The sequence below is a fragment of the Streptomyces pratensis genome (genome assembly GCF_037137275.1).
GTDB classification, from domain to species: Bacteria; Actinomycetota; Actinomycetes; order Streptomycetales; family Streptomycetaceae; genus Streptomyces; species Streptomyces pratensis_B.
On record NZ_JBBBEN010000075.1, the window covers coordinates 115317 to 132989 of the forward strand.

Here is a 17673-nt window from a genome sequence, read left to right on the forward strand (position 1 = left end):
GGGCGTGCGGCCGGACACGGTCAGGCGACGGGGAGGGGCCCCAGGCTCCAGGCAGGCGCACGCGGGCGTCTCGGGCAGCGGGGCTCAGGCGGGCACGCACACGGCCCGCCCGGGCGGACACGGGCGGACGCGGCCGACCCTCCACGCCCGGCGACTCCCCCGCAGCCCGCGGCGCCCTCGGCGACGGGCCATGTGAGCGGGCCCACGCCTCCGTTCGCGCGTGCGTGATGTTTGTCATGACCCGCCTCCCGCCCGCACGGCGGCCCACCCTGCCGGGTGCGTGCCGGGAAGCGGCTTATGACGGCGCGTGGGGCAGCGGCCGGTCTCCGCACGCCATTCCGTTCCCCCGCCGCATACCGCTATCGTCCCCGACTGGCAGAACGTCGATCGGCGTTCCGCCGCACCCTCGGGGGAGGGAAGGAAACCCGAACCGATGCCCGTATCCGTGCCGCAGCCAGGCTCCGTCGCCCCTGCGGAGCCTCCCGCCGCGGGGCCTCCCGTCACAGGGACTCCCCACGGCGCCGGCCTCACCCTGCTGGTGATCGAGGACGACCCGGCAGGCACCATCACCGCCCCCGAGCTCTCGGCGGCGGCCGGCACCCGGGTCCGCGTCCGTACCGCCCGCAACCTCACCGAGGCCGAACGGCTGCTCACCGACGACGTCGACTGCATCCTGCTGGACCTGTCGCTGCCGGTCGCGGGCGCCTCCTGCGGTGCGGGCGCCGGCCCCGCCGCCGGCTCCAAGGGGGGCCCGTCCGCCACGGGCGCCGGCACCGGAACCAGCGCTTCGGCGGACGCCTCAGAGAACGCCTCCGCGGCCGAGACCGGGGCCCCCGGCGCCGCGGCCGGACCGGAGGCCGTCTCCGGGCGGGCCGACGAGCTGACCGCCCTCACCCACGTCCTGCGGCTCGCCCCCCTGCACGCGGTCCTCGCGCTGACCGCGGAGGACGACACGGAGCTGGCGGCCGAGGCGGTACGCGTGGGGGCACAGGACTACCTCTTCCGGGGCGAGCTGGACGCGCGCGTCCTGAGCCGGGCCATCCGGTACGCCGTGGAGCGCAAACGCGCCGACATCGCCCAGCACCAGCTGACCGAGTCCCGTCTGCGCGCCCAGGAGAACGCCCGCCTGGAACGCGGCCTCCTGCCCACCCCGCTGCTGGACGGCTCCGACCTGAGCTTCGCCGCCCGCTACCGTCCCGGCCGCAGCCGCGCCCTCCTCGGCGGCGACTTCTACGACACCGTGCGCACCCCGGACGGCACGGTGCACGCCATGATCGGCGACGTCTGCGGGCACGGCCCGGACGAGGCGGCGCTCGGCGTCGAGCTGCGGATCGCCTGGCGCGCGCTGACCCTGGCCGGACTGTGCGGGGACGAGCTGCTCTCCACCCTCCAGCAGGTACTGGAGCACGAACGGCAGAGCGAGGAGATCTTCGCGACGCTCTGCACCGTGGACATCGCCCCCGACGGCCGACGGGCCGGCCTCTGCCTGGCCGGCCACCCCGCGCCGCTGCTCACCCGCCGCGGCCAGCCGGCCCGGCTGCTCCCGTACGAGGACGGCGGCCCGGCGCTGGGGCTGCTGCCCCGGGCCAGATGGCCGCGCCGGCAGGTGGAGCTGGGCGGCGCGTGGAGCCTGATGATGTACACGGACGGGCTGATCGAGGGGCGCGCGGGGACGGGCGGCAGCCAGCGGCTCGGGCAGGACGGCATGGTCGCCATGGTCAACGAGCAGCTGGGGCGCGGCCTCGCGGACGAGGAGCTGCTGGAGGCCGCGGTCACGGAGGTCCGGGAGCGACACGGCGGTGAGCTGACGGACGACGTGGCGGTCCTGCTGCTGGGCCGCGACCCGGAGCGGACACGGCGGCGGGGCGAAAGCGCACCGCGCCTCCGCCCCGCGCCCGTCGCTCAGCGGTCCCCGGCGGCCCGGACCGCGAGGACTCAGCGCCCGCCGTTGTAGGGGCCGTACGGGCCGTCGCTGCTGGAGCCGCCCTTGCGGCCGCTGCTACCTCCCGACACGGCCTTGAGAGCAGGCCGTACGTCGACCATGAACACGATCGACGCGACCACGCCCGCCAGCTGGAGGAAGAGCAGGGGCACGAAGAGGTTCACGGCCACCGCGACGCCGAGAATGATCATCCAGAAGGGCTTGGTCTTCTTGTCCGCCGCGCGGTAAGCGTCCTCCCGGGCGATCGCCGCGAAGACGAAGGCGACCACGGCCAGCACCAGCATGGCCATATAGAGCAGCCCGATGAGTGTGCCGAACCCTGAGATCATGGTGTGAACCGCCTAGTGAGTGGATGAACGCCCTCCGGCCAAGGTACCGGGACAACGGGTCGGCCACCGGTAAAGGTGCCCGCCCCACGCCCCGTCCACGCGTGTCGCACCCCGGGAGAACTCCTCAGGGTCACGCGTCGGCGGGCGGCGGGGTCTTCTTGGCCGCGGGCTTGCGCGGGGCGGGCGCCTTCTTGGCGGGCGCGGCCTTGGCATCTGCGGACGCGGCCTTCGCCTCTGCGGGCTTGGCCTTCGCCTCTGCGGGCTTGGGCGCGGTGGCGGGCTTCACCGGGGCGCCGGCCGCGGGAGAGCTCTTCGCCTCGGCCTTCGCGTCGCTCGCGCCCTTCGGCTCGTCCTTCGGCCCGCTCTGCGTCGCGGGGGCGCTCCTGGGCGCGGTCCGGGGCTCGCCCTCGACGACGGTGGCGATCTCGACGATCTCCTCCGCCGTCTCGCCGCGCCAGGTGCGTACGGTCTGCTCGCCGTGCTCGGCGACCTTCTCGTACGTCTCCCGGGCCCTGATCGCGTACTCGGCGGCCACGCCCACGCTGCGGAGCGCCAGGTTCTGGGCGGTCTCGCTCAGCTTCTTGACGTCGGCGGCGTCGAACGATCCGATCACCTCGGTGACCTTGGCCTGCACGGTGGCCTGGGCCTCCTTGGCCTGCGTGGTCACCTTCTCCCGCACGGCCTTGGGGTCGGTGCTGCGGACGGCGTCGATCCGCTCGGGCGCCTCGGCCCGCAGCTGCTCGATCAGCGCCGGGACCTTGAGCGCCTGCTGCATCGCCAGGTCGGCCGTGCCCGCGGCGAAGTAGAGGGGGGTGGGGTCGGTGAGGGTCTTGCGCAGGTCATCGGTGATGGCCATGACTGTGGTCCTCCCGGATCATCAGAACCAGCTGCTAGCTGTGAGGGTCGTGGGTGTCCTTGGCATCCGCTCCGGTGCTGTCCCCGGCACCGGCTCCGGCATCGCTCTCCGCGTCCGGCTCGGGGGCGGACCCGTTCTCGCGGCGGAAGGAGTCGTAGATCTGCAACAGGACGCTCTTCTGCCGCTCGCTGATCGACGGGTCGGCCAGGATGACCGCCCGCGTCTCCAGCTCCTCCCGCTCCCGCTCGTCCAGGATTCCCGCACGCACGTAGAGGGTCTCGGCCGAGATGCGCAGCGCCTTCGCGACCTGCTGGAGCACGTCCGCGCTGGGCTTGCGCAGGCCGCGCTCGATCTGGCTGAGATACGGGTTCGACACCCCGGTGGCCTCGGCGAGCTGCCGCAGCGAGAGCTGCGCCCCACGACGTTGTTCCCGCAGGTACTCACCGAGATTGCCGACGTTGAGTGATGCCATGGCTCGATACTGCAACACCGACGCTAACTTTTGCAAGCAGACTGCTTGCAAAAGTGTCACGCGCCACGCACGGAGGGGGTGTGCCTGAGCACGCTGGTTGTCACTTGGGCAAGGCAACTGTCACCAAGGCTCGCGCCGGCGATACCCCTCCGAGCGCGCCCCACTGCCACCGCCCTTGGGGATCGGTCCGCGGGCGATGATGTCGCCCATCGCCATGATGCTCTTGGGGCGATTCATGCTGACGATCCGCAGCGGGAACGAGACCCACGCCGCGCGCCGGAGGTAAATCGACAGGGCCTGATCAACGCGGCTGGCCTGGTGGATGAGCGGCAACACGAGCTCCCGCGCCTGCTCCTCGTCCGGGGCATCAAGCAGCCGCTCGGCGATTCCGAGCACTGCGCCCATGAGAAGCGGGTCCAGCGGCAGGTCGGTGAAGGGGCGCGAGCTGTGCTTCTTCCCAGGCTTGTCGCGAAGGGCCGCTGCTCGGGCAAGGCGCTCCTCAGCTTCCCGGTCAAGGACCTCCGCGAGCGCTGAGGTCGCGGCGAAGGAGCGGGCCGCAGGCCAAGAGAGGCACACGAGGCCGAGCAAGGCTCTCAGGTCGGCGAAGTACTCAGCGGCGGGGATCAGCCAGCCGACGCTCGGGGTCACGGCCGGGCCGACAGGGTCGAGGAGCTTCAAAAGCCGTCGCTGAAGGCCGAGGAGATGCTCCAGCGTCTGCGGGGTACGAGTGACCTCGGGACCAGCCTCGGCTGGCTCCGCGAGCTGTGCGCCACAGGCTGGCTGGAGGCGGCCAACGGTACGAGGAACTGTGGTTGTCCGGCATTGGGTGGGGTGCAGGTCCTCGTCCCAGGGGCGGGCGATGATGCTGTTCATCTCGACCGTGTGGACCGGTTGGTGCCAGGCGGGGCAGTGGGTCCGCAGCAGGCGGCGGTGCCGAGGACAGGCGAAGACTGGAGGAAGGCACCAGGAACGTCGCCAAGCCCCGCCGTGGAGCTGCTGGATCTCGCCTCCATCCCCGGTGAGGCATTGGGGGCAGTAACGAGGCGTGCGGGTCAGCAGCCACGCGTTGTCGTTGACCATCCTCGCCACACTCTTGCGCGGAGTGAACTTCTCGTTCAGCGGCCCGTATCGCTCGCCGAGCGAGGAGGTCAGCAAACGGCTGACCTCCTCTGGAGCGAGTCGGGTGGTCCGGGCGAAGGCTTGGATCTGCTCGGATTCCAGGTCGTGTAGCAACCTCATGGGGACCCCAAGCGCGTTCCCCTTGCGATGACCAGTCAGGCCAGTGCGGATGGCGACTGCCCCGGGGGACGTCCCGAGGCGGTGCGCGAGGCGGAGGATGTAGCCGATCAGCGTCTCGTCGAGCAGTGGGTCGAGGCTGTGGGGCAGCGGGCGCATCGCCTCATGATGTCCCACCGGCGAACCGAGCCGCGGCAGATCGAACGGCCGCTCGCTTCAAGGACATTGCCGACGCGGCGGCCGTGATACGCCGCAGCACGGCTAGGCCCTGTCCGGCGGATCATGGGCGGAGCCATAAGCGGACTGCCGCTGCGGTGACCGTGCCGTGGAAGACGTAGGCCCTCTTGTCGTAACGGGTGGCGACCGCGCGGGAGTTCTTGAGTCGGTTGATGGTCCGCTCGACCTCGTTGCGCCGCCGGTAGCGCTCGCGGTCGAAGCCGGCAGGTCTGCCGCCCGCGCTGCCTCTGCGCCGGCGGTCGGCCCGCTGGTCCTTCGGCTCGGGGATCGTGTGCTTGATGCGCCGTCTTCGCAGGTAGCGGCGATTTCGGAGGGAGCTGTAAGCCTTGTCGCCGCTGACGTGATCGGGCCTTGTCCGGGGCCGCCCGGCCAGTGGGCGGGGAACCCTGACCTGGTCCAGGACCTCGATCATCTGCGGGGCGTCACCCCACTGACCTGGAGTGATCAGTAGAGCCATGGGACGGCAGCCGCCTTCACCGGCGAGGTGGATCTTGAAGGTCAGACCGCCCCGGGACCGTCCGAGCCCCTCATCGGGGCGGTGGTGCCGGGGCGTCGTCCTTTTTTCGGGACCCGCGGCCTGGCCTTGCGGGCGCCGGCCGCGTGCTGGTGGGCCCGGCAGGACGTCGAGTCGACGCCGACCATGCCCCAGTCAATCCGGCCGACGAGGTCGGCGTCGGCCTGGACCGCCTGCAGGAGCCTGTCCCAGGTGCCGTCCGCCGACCAGCGGCGATGCCGTTCATAGACGGTCTTCCACGAGCCGTAGCGTTCCGGCAGGTCACGCCACGGAACACCGGTCCGGACCCGGAACAGAATCCCGTTGAGCACGGTCCGGTGATCGTTCCACCTGCCGCCCCGGCCACCCGGCGAAGGCAGATGCGGCTCCAGCAGCGACCACTCGCGATTCGTCAGATCCCCCCGACCCATGACCCATGACCCAACCAACGAGCAACCAGTCAGAAAGTCACATGATCCACCGGACAGGCCCTAGCGGCGGGCACGGCGGAAGCAGGCGGCGACCAGTTCGGCCCCCGAGTGCACGGCGATCATCACCCCGCCGCGACTGTGGCCGGACCTTCCGGTACGTAGCCGCACACAGTGGCGGCAAGAGTGAGCCCCGCGATGCAGCGGGACACCTCCAGGGTGGAGGGCCAGCGCCACGCGTACCCAGGTCGCTTCCAGGGGTCCGGTCCAGCCTTGTCAGCTGCCCCCGCCGGGGGAGCCGGGGGCTCGGCGGGCGCCTGCGCGGGAACCATCGTGGAGTTCTCGGCGGCCGGGGCATCGCTGACCGCCGCGAGCGCCTGGTTCGTCATGAAGATGTTCACTTTCGTCGAGGTCTGCCTGATCGGTGAGGGGAACCGCCGCCGTGCCAAGGCGCCTGCGCGCGGTGGACGCATCCCGCCGGAGCGGAGGGAGCACCCGCGAAGGGAGGCTAGACCTTACAGGGGCACATTTTCAACTTAAGAAGAGAATTAAGAATTTATTCTTCGCCGCAGCGCGCTGTGCGCTAGTCTCTAGAAGCTGAAGCGCGATCCAAAATGGTGGACGACTCGATAGGGGCTTGTAGTGAGCATCAACGTTGACCCGCTGCGCCTGTCCAAGCCGCAGGACTCCAGCACGTATCTGGCGATCAAAACGCCCCAGGGAGGCCGCGACGTGTACAGCACGCGCGTTCCCCTCCTCGATCTCCCCACCATCCTCCCCGTCCCCGACCCGAACAACGTCGACAAGGACAACCGCAAGGTCGACCGCCTCCACGCCAAGCACTTCGGCGAGTACCTGGACACCAAGAAGGACTGGGTCGCCCCCGCCCTCTTGGCCCGCGACGGCGGAGGCTGCACCTTCGAGAAGGTGGACGAGCACGGCACCGTCGGCTACCTCACGGTCCCGTGGGCAATCGGCGGTATCTCCTCTCTGCGCACCATCGACGGCCAGCACCGCGTACTCGGTGTCTCCATCGAGAAGCAGCGGATCACCGACGCCATCTCCGGCATCGACCGTGAAATGGCGCGCAAGGTCAGCCCGGAGAAGTCCGCCAAGCTTCAGGCCGAACGCGAGAGGCTCATCGGCCAGATGAACCGGCTGAAGGCCGAGTACGTCGGCCTGGACATCTACGTGGAGCCGGACCCGATCAAGGCCCAGCAGATGTTCGTAGACGTCGCCGACAACGCCAAGGGCATCAGCAGCGCCGTCCGCGCCCGCTTCGACAGCTACAAGGTCGCCAACCGCACGCTGTCCGACGTCATCGACCACCCGCTGCTCAAGGGGCGGGTCGACGCCGAGCAGGACCGCATGACCCTGAAGAACCCCAACCTGATGGGCGCCAAGCACGTTGCCGACATCACCCGCGCCGTCATCGCCGGCGCTGGCGGCCGGATCAGCAAGAAGGCCGAGCAGACCCTGACCGACGGCGAGGTCATCGAGCAGGTCAAAGACTTCCTCGACGTCATCTCCAACGCCTTCACCGACCTCGCCGCCATCACCGAGGACGACCCTGAGGCGGATCGCCAGGCTGACGAGCTGACCATGTCGCAGAAGCTCCGCCGGAACTCGCTGCTCGGCTCGGTCGGCATGCTGCGCGTCCTGGGTGGGGTGTTCCGCGAGCTGCGCGCGGGCGACAACCCGGTGGAGCTCGACGACATCACCGAGTTCTTCAGGTGCCTCGACCCGCACATGGCCGCGCCGGTCGCCGAGAGCAGCATCTGGCGCACCACCGAGGCGAATGCGGACTTCGAACCGAACGCCGCCGCGCCCATCATGCGGACCCAGAACATCGTCCACCTGGTGGGCGTCATCACCAGCTGGTACAAGAAGGCTCCTGCCGCTCTGTAGCCGATAGCACGACCACGAGCGGCGCCTTCCTGCCCTGGGAACGGTGCCGCTCGTGGTAGGCGGTCGCCGCCCGGTTCGGCAATGACGTCTTGGATCGTCAGGGCGCTGCCGTACATAGGGGTCCCGTTTCTCGCCGGACTACCGAACGAGAAGACCGCCGCCCCACACGTAGACCATCGCAGCGCCCCTTGCCGAGCACTCACGTGAAGAGCCGTCATGGACCTGAACAGCAATCCGCTCGCGCACCGAACGATCCTCACCGTTCCGAGCGCGGAGAACTCCTTCCAAGTAGTTCGCCGCATCAGTGCGCAGTGGCTTACTGGAAAGTTCGGCAGCGCCCCGCTCACCTCCGGGCATCACCACCTCGATGAGGGCTCGGTGTTGACCAACCACGCGGCCTACCTGCCCGACGGCGCCGAACACGCGATACGCCTCCAGTTGCGCGAGGACAGGACCGAGGCCACGTGGCGGACGACCATCATGGCTGTCGCATTCGAGGACCGTTCCGCATTGCTCACGGTCGGCCTGGAAGTGTTCCCCAACGGGGATACGCCACTGGCTCCCGCCAGACCGCGGCTCGTTCGCGATCTCGTCCAGGAACTGGAGCCCACGGATGGACCGGCGAGGTTGACACTAGAGTCCCAGGGCGTGGATGCGGAGGGCATCGACGCCTTGATCGACGTGCTCTGTGACCCGACACGACGCATGCCGGTAATCGTGGCGGCCCAGCCTCTCCGTCCCAATACGCTGTGGTCGAAGCGACTGGGACAAGCGATGCGGCAATGCGCCGGTGCGGCCTCGCTGTATGTACTTACGGACGCCGAAGCCGTCGATGGGTTCCGCGCGGCGATCGGCGAGTACCACCGCGTCGCCCCCGGAGCCGTACGCACATTTCTGACCGAGGTGGATCCGGCGTGGTCGAAGGATGCCTCGCGTCACCGGTTCCTGACCGTGGCTCGGATGAGTGATCCCCAGGATAGGGCGTGGTTCGGTCTCGCACGTACTGTCCAGCGGCTTTCTACCGAGGCCCCATTGCCCGAGGCTCTGCGCACACTCTCGTTCCCGGATGACGCGGGCCGGCGTCACCGCGCGGAGCGGCAGGCAGCTCTGACATCCGTACGACCCTCCGAAGAGCTGACGGGGATGCGCAAGGACGTCGAGGATCTCAAGGCGCTACTGGCCCAGGCTGACGAGGAGCTGAGGGAGGCAGCACTCACTGCCGATCTGTCAGCCCGGACCGCAACCTCCCTGGAGGAGCAGTTGCACGCGGCTGTGCAACGGGCGGACGAGGATATGGAGGAGGCCCTGCGAGCGCTCGACGACGTCGAGCGGGCGCGGGCGGAGGCAGACATCCTGCGACGTCGGCTTCGCGAGGAAGGCCGTTACGACGACACCGTCGTCGTGGAGCAGCCGCCTGGCGTTCCGGACTCATTCGAGGAGCTGTGGGAGCGGCTGGACACCTTCGAAGGCATTCAGGTCACGGCTGATAAGGGCAGAGCCCTGGAACTGGATGACGCGGAGCGAGCCCGTGTGTGGGCGGCGAAAGCATGGAACGCCCTGAGGGCGCTGGACTCCTACGCGCATGCAGCCAAGGAGGGGTTCAACGGCGGCTTCTACCAGCACTGCACATCGGACCGTCCAGGGGCGGTGAACTGGCCGCTCAAGCAGCTGGCCACCGTCGAGTCCGACACGACGATGAACAGGTGGGGCGCGGAGAGGATCTTCGCCGTCCCCTTGGAGGTGGACTCCTCCGGACGCACGGAAATGCAGGCCCACCTGAAACTCGACTCCAAGGGAAGCACCTCACCGAGGATCTACTTCCTGGACGACACGAAGGGTGTCACCAGACGGGTGATCGTTGGTTATGTCGGCCCCCATCTGACCAATACGAAGACCAACTGACACGAGGCATAGGCTCTGGCCGATCGGTGACCGGGTGCCGGTCACCGGCAGAAGCCATGACAACCCCGTGTACGGCTACAGAGCGAAGGCTAGCGTCTCCGCCCGCACCGCGAAGATCGCCTCCCGGACCTCCTCACTAATGCTCGGATGCCCGCCGCTCTCCCGCAGCCATCGGTCGTCCGCGCAGCCGATCAGCCCGAAGCGGCTGCGGTTCTTCTCCCAGCGGATCAGCGTGCAGTAGCCCACCTCCGCGAGGCCAAGCAGCTTCGCTTCCTCACGGTTCAGGGCTTTGAGTTCGGCGACCTTCGCCAAGCGCCGTTCGGTCAGCGTGGTCATCTCCGGGTCGTACTCGGGCTTCGGTTCCCCCAGCCCCGGCCGCAGTGGATCGCCGCTGCGGAACCCCGTCTTCACTTCCAGCAGATGGGCCACACGCAGGTCGGCCAGGCGGCGCCTGTCCGGCTTCAAGTCCCCTACCGAAGCGGGCTGCCGACCACGGCCCGCCCCCGAGCCCGACGTCCGGGACGAAGGTCGGCAGTGCTGGTGATTGGCCAGGAATCGGAACGTCAAGCGCTGCCTTGACCCGTCGGGTCCCACCAACTGGACCCGCCCGAGATGCGGTTCACGCCGCTCGACGATCCATTCGACGTCATCGAGCACCACCCCGGCACCCACGGACAGGTCCAGCGCGTGAGCGGTACTCACGACGACTCCGATCCGAGAACGACCGTGGAACTGTCCCCGAGAGGCCGGCCCAGATCGATGCCGACCCGGCGGTGCCACCGCAGATGCAGCAGATGGGCCCGGGCGACCGGCTCGAACGCGCTTCCCGCCGCGATCTCCCCGAAAGTCATGGCCACACCGGCCCCGGCGAGCAGGCCCGGCCTGACACCCAGCGGATCCGCGAGCGGCCGGCGCCTAGCCGACATGGCATCCACCGCCATCAGCACGTACGGCTTCCACCGCGCAGCCACCGTGTAGTGCCAGCCGCAGGCCAACGCGGCCTCAGCCGCCGCGGCGAAGGACTCCCGGTCCTCATCTCCGATCAGGTCAGCAGGTCGGACGTCGATCAACCAGATGCCCAGGCGGCTGACCACAAGGAAATCGGGGGTGTGCCTGCGCCATCCGACGGCTGTACGGAACCTCAGCCGAAGCGGTTGCGAGAGGACCTCGACCACGCCACCGGCGAAATCCAGAACCAGCAGCAGCCCGGCCTCCTCCAGACTCTCGAAGCCGTGCAGGCGACCGGTACTGACTACGTACTCAAGCCCGGGACGATGACGCTGATCACGCCGCCACGTGAAACCCCGCATCGGCCCCAGCCCGGTGACCGGAACGGCTGCCAGATCAGCCACCGCGCTTGTGACCTCACCCCCTGCGTATCGCCAGGTAGCCGTCCACCACCGCGTCCACCCCTTGCCCAGATCGAGCGCCTGACGCCCTGCGCCGACGGAGACCGGCACGAGCAGGTCGTCCCACCTGCACGCATGCGACCACAGGGGTTCGTACGCCGCACCGTCAGCCGTCCGGACGTGTACCCCGCCAGATCCTTGAACCTCCGCCACGTCTCCAGGGAAGCGAAGCCCGGCGCACGCCGTAGGCGATCTTCGGTACTGGTGACAACAAGACCGCAAACGATCTCAGCGTGACAAAAGTCCTGCACTTCCGGTGTCAACAATCCCGCTCACGCCGTCGCGGGGGCTGACGTCGGGACGACTCCCAGGTGACAACCATCGTGCTCAGTCACAAGGGGCTGTGACTCGCAGCGGCGATGCGACTTCGCGGAGGCCTTCTTCACCCGGGCCCAGTCGAGACAAGGCTCACTTGATCGTGATGGAGGGTCCCGGCGTCGCTCGTCATCGCCGCCCGGCCCCGGCCGGGCCGTCAGCTCGCTGGATCGCCAAGGCACCCCTGAGATGCGATGCGCCCCACCGCGGCTGTGGTCTCGTCCGCGCTCGATGACCCGCACGAGCCTGTCCAGGGCGGACTGGGGCCGGTGGTGCGGCGTACAGAGCGATGCGGACGGGCGAGCAGGCCGCCCAAGACATCCACCCGCCGTGCCCGAAGGACAGCACCGAGGCCTTACCGGCGGTGAAGGTGATGTCGCCGGCGGGCCGGCACGGTGGCGGGCGCGGACAGCATCGAGCGGGCCGACTGCGGCATGGCGATCTCACGCCTGTTCACCGGAGTGCGGGCCCCGCCCCCTGCTCGGCTCGTCCCCGCGCTCCTCGACCCGAGGCCTGATAGGCCACCTGCACGCCGTGGCGGTGCGGTTGCTGCCTGGCGGTCACCGTCGCCAGGCTGCGAAAAGGACTATCGAGATCCGCGGACTAAGGGCCTGCCGCGTTCGCCGCCCCGGGGCTGAAAGTCGCCTTGAGCGCCGCCTGTTTGCGCTCCTAGAGTCGGTCGCGGGGAACGACGTGGACGCGGGGCGGGAAACGACTCGGCGTCAATAGGCCTTACCGATGGGCGATGTCGTGAGACTTCGGTCCACTGCCGCACTTCTGAAGTGTGTCGCGGCAACGCGACGACGCGACCGGGCGGGGCGGCAGAGGAAGACCGTCGGCTCGTCGTCCGGTAGTCAGAATCCCCCGCAGCCAGCAACGGGCGGCCGACGAAGGACGCGCGAGAACCGGAAGGTGAAGATCATGGAAGAGATGGGTGCGCTGCTCGTTGCGGCTTTCGGCCTCGCCTCATTGTCCGGTGTCATGCATCTCGTCAAGAACTCCGCAGCGAACGGAACGTTGGAGAGGAATTCTGCCCTCGGATTGAAGACGAAAGTCACTCTATCCTCCGATACCGCTTGGGCCTCAGGCCACAAGGCTGCCGTCCCGTGGTTGGCGGTGTGCACCTGGACCGGGTACTTCATGGGTGCGATGACGGCCGCGGGTGCGGTTATCGCGATGGCTGCGGGGTCCGTCCACTCCGCTCTCTGGATCTTCCCGATCACGGGGTTCATTGCCGTGGTGGCTCTTTCGATCCGGGCTACAGCCGTCGCGAATAAGCACGGCAGAGAAGCCGTGAATTCGGAATCACAGAAGGAGTAGGATCAGTAGTGAAGAAGCGTATCGCGGTGGCCACTGCGGCTACCTGTTGCATCCTGGTCTCCGGGGCGGGCTTCGCCGCCGCCTCGGCCCACGAGACCACGAGTACGCGGCAGGAGAGCCGGGCCGTCCTGATCGAAGGCTCCGAGGGTATATCCATCCCGGCCAGCCACACCCACGAGGAGATCCTGCAGCTTCTGCTAGCGGGGCAGGGGCCGATCGCCGAGGCCAACCCCGACCTGGTGAGGATGCTGGGATTCGCCGAGGACAAGCCGCACACCGATGAGGAGGCGCTGGCGCAGGTCATCGGCCAGTATCTCGCGTTCGAAAGCGATTTCGACGAGAAGGTCGCCCGGCCGATCACCTCGGGCGACCCGCAGAAGGTGAATGAGGCACTGACCGCCTTCTCCAAGTCGTTCATGGACTTCGTCGGAGCCGAGGCCGAGAAGCCCGGAAACGCTGCGCCGCAAGACTCCGGGTGGCTCTATCAAGGCGCCTACGTCGCGATCTACGCCAACGCCGTCGGCGTGGCCAACGCCGTCGGCTACGCCAACGTGGGGGTGGCAACCTTCGCCCTCGCCACCCTCGCCGTCACCTGGTTCTACCTTGAGGACGAGGACCCCGCCATGTCCGGCTTCGAGCGGGACCAGGTAGTCGGACAGGTGACCGAAGCGCTGGCGGCCTAGCCGGCGGCTGCGACATCCGCAGGGGGCCGTACGCCGCCGGGGTCGCGGGGCACCGCGGCCCCGGCGGCACCGGGTCGACGCCAGAGCGAAAAGTAGTCATTACATGAGCGAAAGATCACTCTCTGTGGAAAAGGACGCGCAGGGAAGACCGGCGAAAGCCTCGGCCGGCGGCATCGCCACACTGTCCATAATAGTCCTCATGCTGGCCGGGTCGATTTTCTACTCATTCCCGAGCAACGTTGTCTCCTTTCGTGACGGCGGACCGGTGCGGAAGTTCACGGCACAGCTCCTTCCCCAGAACTGGGCCTTCTTCACGAGACCGCCGGACTCGGTGGAAATGGTCCCCTACGTCGTCGCGGAAGACGGCTCGCTCGAGCTGACCACCCCCCTGCCCAACAGTCGGCGGGAGAATCTGTACGGTCTGACGCGTAAACAGCGCGCCCAGGGACCGGAACTTGCCAATATGGCCAACCAGGTGACCGACTGGACCGACTGCGACGAGGTGGCCCGACCCTGCCCGAAGGAGGCCGCGTCCCGCGGCACTCCCCAGGTGATAGAGAATTCCTCTCCGGTACCCACTCTGTGCGGGGACGTCGTCATCGTTGCCACCAAGCCGGTGTCCTGGTCCCACCGCGACAGGTACGAGGGATGGCGCCTCGACGACAAGGCTGCTCTGATCGAGGCACGATGCCCATGAAATCCATACTCAGCCGGGTCGGGACCGCTGTTCTCTCATTCCGCCCGGAGTCCAGAGTCCTCGGTCTCGGGCGGACCGTACTGGCTCTCGCACAGGCGTCCGTGTTGGCGTTCACCCCTGCCGCATATCTCTTCGTTCCCGTGGGCGGCGACGAGTTCGAACTGAACTGCAGCGCCCCCTTTTCCGGATCCGCCTACTGTCTGGCAGACGGGTCGGACCGCCAGCTGGTCACCTGGTTCCTGCTCGCCGCCCTGCTGGTCGTCGCGTCGGGCCTGCTTCCCCGCTACACGTCCATCCTGCATTTCTGGGTCTCCCTCTCCGTCCACGGCACTGTCACCCTGCCCGACGGCGGCGAGACGGCCGCTCAGGTCTGCACGCTGTTCCTCGTGCTGGCTTCCTCGAACGACCGACGTACTTGGCACTGGCAACGGCCTGGCCAGGCTGCCGCGACCTCCGTGTTCCAGGGCATCGCCTGGGCCGGGCACTGGGGTTTGCGCTTGCAGGTGGCCTACATCTACCTGAACAGTTCGATCGCCAAGCTGCCGGTCGAGTCGTGGGGGTCAGGCACCGCCGGGTATTACGTTTCCCGCATGGAATCGTTCGGGGTCTCCGGCCTTTCCGCGGACCTGTTCCTTTGGCTGACAGCCGTTCCGCTGGTCGCCCTGATCGTGTCATGGGGAACGATTGTCACTGAAGCGGCCATCGCCGTCCTGCTCGTGCGCCAGTCGGCAGCAGGCAGAGCAGTCGCCTTCGCCCTGAGCGCCGCACTCCACCTCGGCATCATCATGGCCCTCGGGCTGGTGAGTTTCGGGCTCACCATGATCGGGCTGGTCATGTGCGCGACGGCCGCCCCCCTGTCCGTCCACGGCCGCCGGTTGCGGAGCCGTCTTTCCGAGAAGGTGAACCGACAGGACCCCGTCGCGGAGGAACGCCCTGTCGACGACGCGATGCCCTCCACCGATCACGGGGAGCCGGCGCATGAACTGCCCCGGGTTTGACGGAGACATCGAGGGCCCCGGAAATGCCGTTCACGCCTGCTCCCCGCCGGCGCCCTGATGAACAGCTGCGCTCAGGTCAGCGCGCCGGGTTGGTGCCGTCCTTCCCGACATCGCACGCGGGGCGCCACTCGCCATGACGAGCGTTCTGGCAGCGGTTGACGACGTCCTGGGTGACGGCTTGGTCGCGGGCGAGGACGACTCACAGGATGGGGAAGTGCGGGGCGAGCTGCGGGGGCCTCCCACAGGCCGACCGAGACAGCGGTCGTGGCTGACCACTGGACGGTGCGGCGGCCGTTCATGGTCCGCCACGCCCTCGGCCGCCTCCTGCGGCAGTGCCTCACCGAACACCCCCTGGAGTCCCCGCGTGACTGATCCCGCCTACCTCACCGCCGTCCGGGAGTCCTACGACACCGTCGCCGCCGCCTACGCGGACACCGTCAAGCCCCCCGCCGAGCTGGACCCGTTGTCGCGCGCGACGCTGGCCGCGTTCGCCGACGCCGTACGGTCAGCCGGCCTCGGGCCGGTCGCGGACCTGGGGTGCGGGCCGGGCAAGGTCACAGCGCACCTGGCGGACCTCGGGCTGTCCGCCTTCGGCGTCGACGTCTCTCCGAGGATGATCGAGCTGGCCCGCCAGGCCTACCCGGGGCTGCGCTTCTCAGTGGGGTCGATGACCGCGCTGGAGGTCCAGGACGGCGCACTCGGCGGCATCCTGGCCCACTACTCCACCCATCACACGCCACCGGAGCTGCTGCCACGGGTGTTCGCCGAGTTCCACCGCACCCTCGCCCCCGGCGGCCGGCTGATGCTGGCGGGACACGTGGGCGACACCAGGTGTCTGCGCCCCGCCCACGCCTACGGCGGCCACCCGGTGTCGTACACGTCCCACCTGCTCCCGCCGGGCCGGATCGCGGGGCTGCTGGACCGTGCCGGGTTCACCCTCTCCGCGCAACTCGTGGAGTCGCGCGCGAAGGGCGCCCAGCGGACGGTCGCCACCTTCCTGGCTCGGAGACCGGAGCGTTCGTGAGCACGTCCCCCACGGCGTCCGGCATCCTCCGCCCCGCGCACCGGGCCGGGCCGACCGGACGGCCGAGGCGTAACGAGGCAAGACGAGACGACGAGAAACGGACTCCGGGCATGACCACGCAGCACTCCCTCCTGGGCCTGACGGACCCTGGCCCACGCCGTCGTGAGCAGCGCGGTGGAGCGGGTGGCCAAGCCCGACCCGGCGATCTACCGCATCGCGGCCGAGCGGGCGGGCGTCCCGACAGAGCGGTGCCTGTTCGTCGACGACCGGCAGGAGAACGTCGACGCGGCCGCCGCCCTCGGCATGACCGGCGTGCTGTACCGCCAACCGGGCGACCTGCGCGCGGCGTTGGGGGCGTACGCGGACGAGGAAGGTGAACCGGGACGTGGCCGGTGAACCGGACGTCGGCCACGCACCGGGCGCCCCCGCGCACCGGGCACTCCCCACGAACCCGGCGCCGCGCCACGGGCCCTCAGCCCCCCGCCCCCGGTTCCAGCCCCGTCCGCAGTTGGGCGAAGGCCTGTTCTGCGGCCTCCACCGCGCTCGGGTGGACCCGGTCCGCGCTCTCCCCCGCTTCGATCCTGCGCCAGTTCTCCTCGGCGAGGATGCGCAGGACCGCGATGACCTGTCCGGCCGCGAGCCGTGCGGACACGCCGCCTTCGAGGACGTGGGCGAGGGCCCGTTCGGAGCGGCCCTGGTAGGCGTGGAGGCGGGCCACCAGCGACGGGGTCCCGTACAACAGGCGGTGGAAGGCGAGCACTTCGGGCGCGTCGCAGAGGCCGGTCACCGGGTCGCGCCGGTCGAGGCCGTCCAGGACGTGCCGGCGCAGGGCGTCCAGTGGACTGGTGCCGGAGGGCCGGCCGGCGACCACCCGGGCGGGCTCGTCCTCGTGGTCGGCGAACCGGTGCAGGACCAGGTCCTCCTTGGCGGGGAAGTACCGGAACAGCGTCGGCTTGGAGATGTCCGCCGCTGCCGCCACCTCTGCCACGGACACCTGGTCGAACCCCCGCTCCAGGAAGAGTGCGACGGCGGCGTCGGATACGGCCTGATAGGTCAGCCGCTTCTTGCGCTCCCGCAGCCCGGACGGCGCCGGCGCGCGCCCCCGGGCGGGCCCGTGGCCTGCCTCGTCGGCGCCGCCTCCGGGGCGGCCGGTCCTCTCTCCGCTCATGACCATGCAGCGTACGCCCCGGCCCCGGGCGGACCGGACGTCCGGTCTCACGCGCGGGAGCGGCCGTCCGCGCCTCGCTCCGGCGCTGCGCAGACGCCCGCCGTGCTGCGGCTCAGCGCCTCGATCCCGTCCAGCAGCCGCTCCCCGGCCCCTGGGCCGCGGGCCCCCTCGCGGTGGCAGCCAACGGCCCGGGGGCGAAGCAGTCCGGAGGCGAAGCAGTCCGGAGGCAGCCGGCCGCCCGGGGCGACCAACGGCC

Annotated in this window: 18 protein-coding genes and 1 pseudogene; 9 read left to right on the top strand and 10 right to left on the bottom strand. The window is 69.4% G+C overall.

The genetic code is table 11. From position 1 onward, the window contains the following. The first annotated feature begins 433 nt into the window (after nt 1-433). A complete protein-coding gene (locus V9U70_RS08640) occupies nt 434-1954 on the top strand; it encodes a PP2C family protein-serine/threonine phosphatase (RefSeq protein ID WP_336673890.1) in 1521 nt (506 codons plus the stop codon). Here V9U70_RS08640 and V9U70_RS08645 read toward each other — a convergent pair. The 6 genes from V9U70_RS08645 to V9U70_RS08670 form a co-directional block, all read right to left on the bottom strand. Beyond that, nucleotides 1936-2271, bottom strand: coding sequence for a DUF2516 family protein (locus V9U70_RS08645; protein WP_336673891.1), 336 nt, complete (start codon nt 2269-2271; stop codon nt 1936-1938). The two genes, V9U70_RS08640 and V9U70_RS08645, sit on opposite strands and share 19 nt — an antisense overlap. Before the next feature lie 130 nt (nt 2272-2401). Then, the gene (locus V9U70_RS08650) at nt 2402-3127 is read right to left on the bottom strand and encodes a hypothetical protein (RefSeq protein WP_336673892.1); all 726 of its coding nucleotides are present in this window, start codon (nt 3125-3127) and stop codon (nt 2402-2404) included. Between the two features lie 34 nt (nt 3128-3161). Then, a complete protein-coding gene (locus V9U70_RS08655; protein ID WP_336673893.1) occupies nt 3162-3599 on the bottom strand; it encodes a helix-turn-helix domain-containing protein in 438 nt (145 codons plus the stop codon). Between the two features lie 120 nt (nt 3600-3719). Beyond that, a complete protein-coding gene (locus V9U70_RS08660; RefSeq protein WP_336673894.1) occupies nt 3720-4994 on the bottom strand; it encodes a TniQ family protein in 1275 nt (424 codons plus the stop codon). Between the two features lie 121 nt (nt 4995-5115). Then, nucleotides 5116-5996, bottom strand: a protein-coding gene (locus V9U70_RS08665) for an IS5 family transposase (RefSeq protein ID WP_336673895.1) whose coding sequence is annotated in 2 segments (ribosomal slippage) — nt 5116-5636 and nt 5636-5996 — 882 coding nt in all. Because the reading frame shifts where the segments join, the coding sequence is not laid out codon by codon here. 122 nt (nt 5997-6118) lie between these two features. Further along, the gene (locus tag V9U70_RS08670) at nt 6119-6382 is read right to left on the bottom strand and encodes a hypothetical protein (protein ID WP_336673896.1); all 264 of its coding nucleotides are present in this window, start codon (nt 6380-6382) and stop codon (nt 6119-6121) included. A gap of 253 nt (nt 6383-6635) precedes the next feature. On the opposite strand from V9U70_RS08670, the gene V9U70_RS08675 reads away from it, so the two are divergent. Together V9U70_RS08675 and V9U70_RS08680 are read left to right on the top strand one after the other, a co-directional pair. Next, a complete protein-coding gene (locus V9U70_RS08675; protein ID WP_336673897.1) occupies nt 6636-7901 on the top strand; it encodes a DNA sulfur modification protein DndB in 1266 nt (421 codons plus the stop codon). A 216-nt stretch (nt 7902-8117) separates the two neighbouring features. Continuing rightward, the gene (locus tag V9U70_RS08680) at nt 8118-9803 is read left to right on the top strand and encodes a coiled-coil domain-containing protein (protein WP_336673898.1); all 1686 of its coding nucleotides are present in this window, start codon (nt 8118-8120) and stop codon (nt 9801-9803) included. A gap of 75 nt (nt 9804-9878) precedes the next feature. Here the strand turns inward: V9U70_RS08680 and V9U70_RS08685 are convergent, their stop codons facing one another. Together V9U70_RS08685 and V9U70_RS08690 are read right to left on the bottom strand one after the other, a co-directional pair. After that, a complete protein-coding gene (locus tag V9U70_RS08685; RefSeq protein WP_336673899.1) occupies nt 9879-10505 on the bottom strand; it encodes a hypothetical protein in 627 nt (208 codons plus the stop codon). Beyond that, on the bottom strand, nt 10502-11155 hold the full coding sequence (locus tag V9U70_RS08690) for a TnsA-like heteromeric transposase endonuclease subunit (RefSeq protein ID WP_336673900.1): 654 nt from the start codon (nt 11153-11155) through the stop codon (nt 10502-10504). The genes V9U70_RS08685 and V9U70_RS08690 overlap by 4 nt, the downstream gene beginning before the upstream one ends. 1284 nt (nt 11156-12439) lie before the next feature. Between V9U70_RS08690 and V9U70_RS08695 the strand changes: the two genes are divergently transcribed. The 6 genes and pseudogenes from V9U70_RS08695 to V9U70_RS08720 form a co-directional block, all read left to right on the top strand. Further along, nucleotides 12440-12847: a hypothetical protein gene (locus V9U70_RS08695; protein WP_336673901.1), complete on the top strand. Its 408-nt coding sequence runs from the start codon at nt 12440-12442 to the stop codon at nt 12845-12847. Nucleotides 12848-12855: 8 nt separating this feature from the next. Next, on the top strand, nt 12856-13530 hold the full coding sequence (locus tag V9U70_RS08700) for a sporulation delaying protein family toxin (protein WP_336673902.1): 675 nt from the start codon (nt 12856-12858) through the stop codon (nt 13528-13530). 124 nt (nt 13531-13654) lie between these two features. Beyond that, nucleotides 13655-14227, top strand: coding sequence for an SdpA family antimicrobial peptide system protein (locus V9U70_RS08705; RefSeq protein WP_336673903.1), 573 nt, complete (start codon nt 13655-13657; stop codon nt 14225-14227). Then, nucleotides 14224-15225 carry a sporulation-delaying protein SdpB family protein gene (locus V9U70_RS08710; protein WP_336673904.1) on the top strand — a complete coding sequence of 334 codons (1002 nt, stop codon included), beginning with the start codon at nt 14224-14226 and terminating at the stop codon, nt 15223-15225. The genes V9U70_RS08705 and V9U70_RS08710 overlap by 4 nt, the downstream gene beginning before the upstream one ends. A gap of 364 nt (nt 15226-15589) precedes the next feature. After that, nucleotides 15590-16249, top strand: coding sequence for a class I SAM-dependent methyltransferase (locus V9U70_RS08715; RefSeq protein WP_336673905.1), 660 nt, complete (start codon nt 15590-15592; stop codon nt 16247-16249). Nucleotides 16250-16374: 125 nt separating this feature from the next. Then, nucleotides 16375-16645: pseudogene (locus tag V9U70_RS08720) on the top strand (HAD-IA family hydrolase); the annotation flags it as partial. Nucleotides 16646-16721: 76 nt separating this feature from the next. Here V9U70_RS08720 and V9U70_RS08725 read toward each other — a convergent pair. Both V9U70_RS08725 and V9U70_RS08730 read right to left on the bottom strand, forming a co-directional pair. Then, nucleotides 16722-17423, bottom strand: coding sequence for a TetR family transcriptional regulator (locus tag V9U70_RS08725; RefSeq protein ID WP_336673957.1), 702 nt, complete (start codon nt 17421-17423; stop codon nt 16722-16724). A gap of 41 nt (nt 17424-17464) precedes the next feature. Further along, nucleotides 17465-17673 (bottom strand): hypothetical protein (locus V9U70_RS08730; RefSeq protein ID WP_336673906.1); only part of this gene is annotated, 209 nt, incomplete at its 5' end.

Coding starts and splice junctions, on each gene's coding strand:
- V9U70_RS08655 (WP_336673893.1), bottom strand. CDS start 3,599: ATGGCATCACTCAACGTCGGCAATCTCGGTGAGTACCTGCGGGAACAA.
- V9U70_RS08640 (WP_336673890.1), top strand. CDS start 434: ATGCCCGTATCCGTGCCGCAGCCAGGCTCCGTCGCCCCTGCGGAGCCT.
- V9U70_RS08660 (WP_336673894.1), bottom strand. CDS start 4,994: ATGCGCCCGCTGCCCCACAGCCTCGACCCACTGCTCGACGAGACGCTG.
- V9U70_RS08670 (WP_336673896.1), bottom strand. CDS start 6,382: ATGACGAACCAGGCGCTCGCGGCGGTCAGCGATGCCCCGGCCGCCGAG.
- V9U70_RS08645 (WP_336673891.1), bottom strand. CDS start 2,271: ATGATCTCAGGGTTCGGCACACTCATCGGGCTGCTCTATATGGCCATG.
- V9U70_RS08725 (WP_336673957.1), bottom strand. CDS start 17,423: ATGGTCATGAGCGGAGAGAGGACCGGCCGCCCCGGAGGCGGCGCCGAC.
- V9U70_RS08680 (WP_336673898.1), top strand. CDS start 8,118: ATGGACCTGAACAGCAATCCGCTCGCGCACCGAACGATCCTCACCGTT.
- V9U70_RS08650 (WP_336673892.1), bottom strand. CDS start 3,127: ATGGCCATCACCGATGACCTGCGCAAGACCCTCACCGACCCCACCCCC.
- V9U70_RS08710 (WP_336673904.1), top strand. CDS start 14,224: ATGAAATCCATACTCAGCCGGGTCGGGACCGCTGTTCTCTCATTCCGC.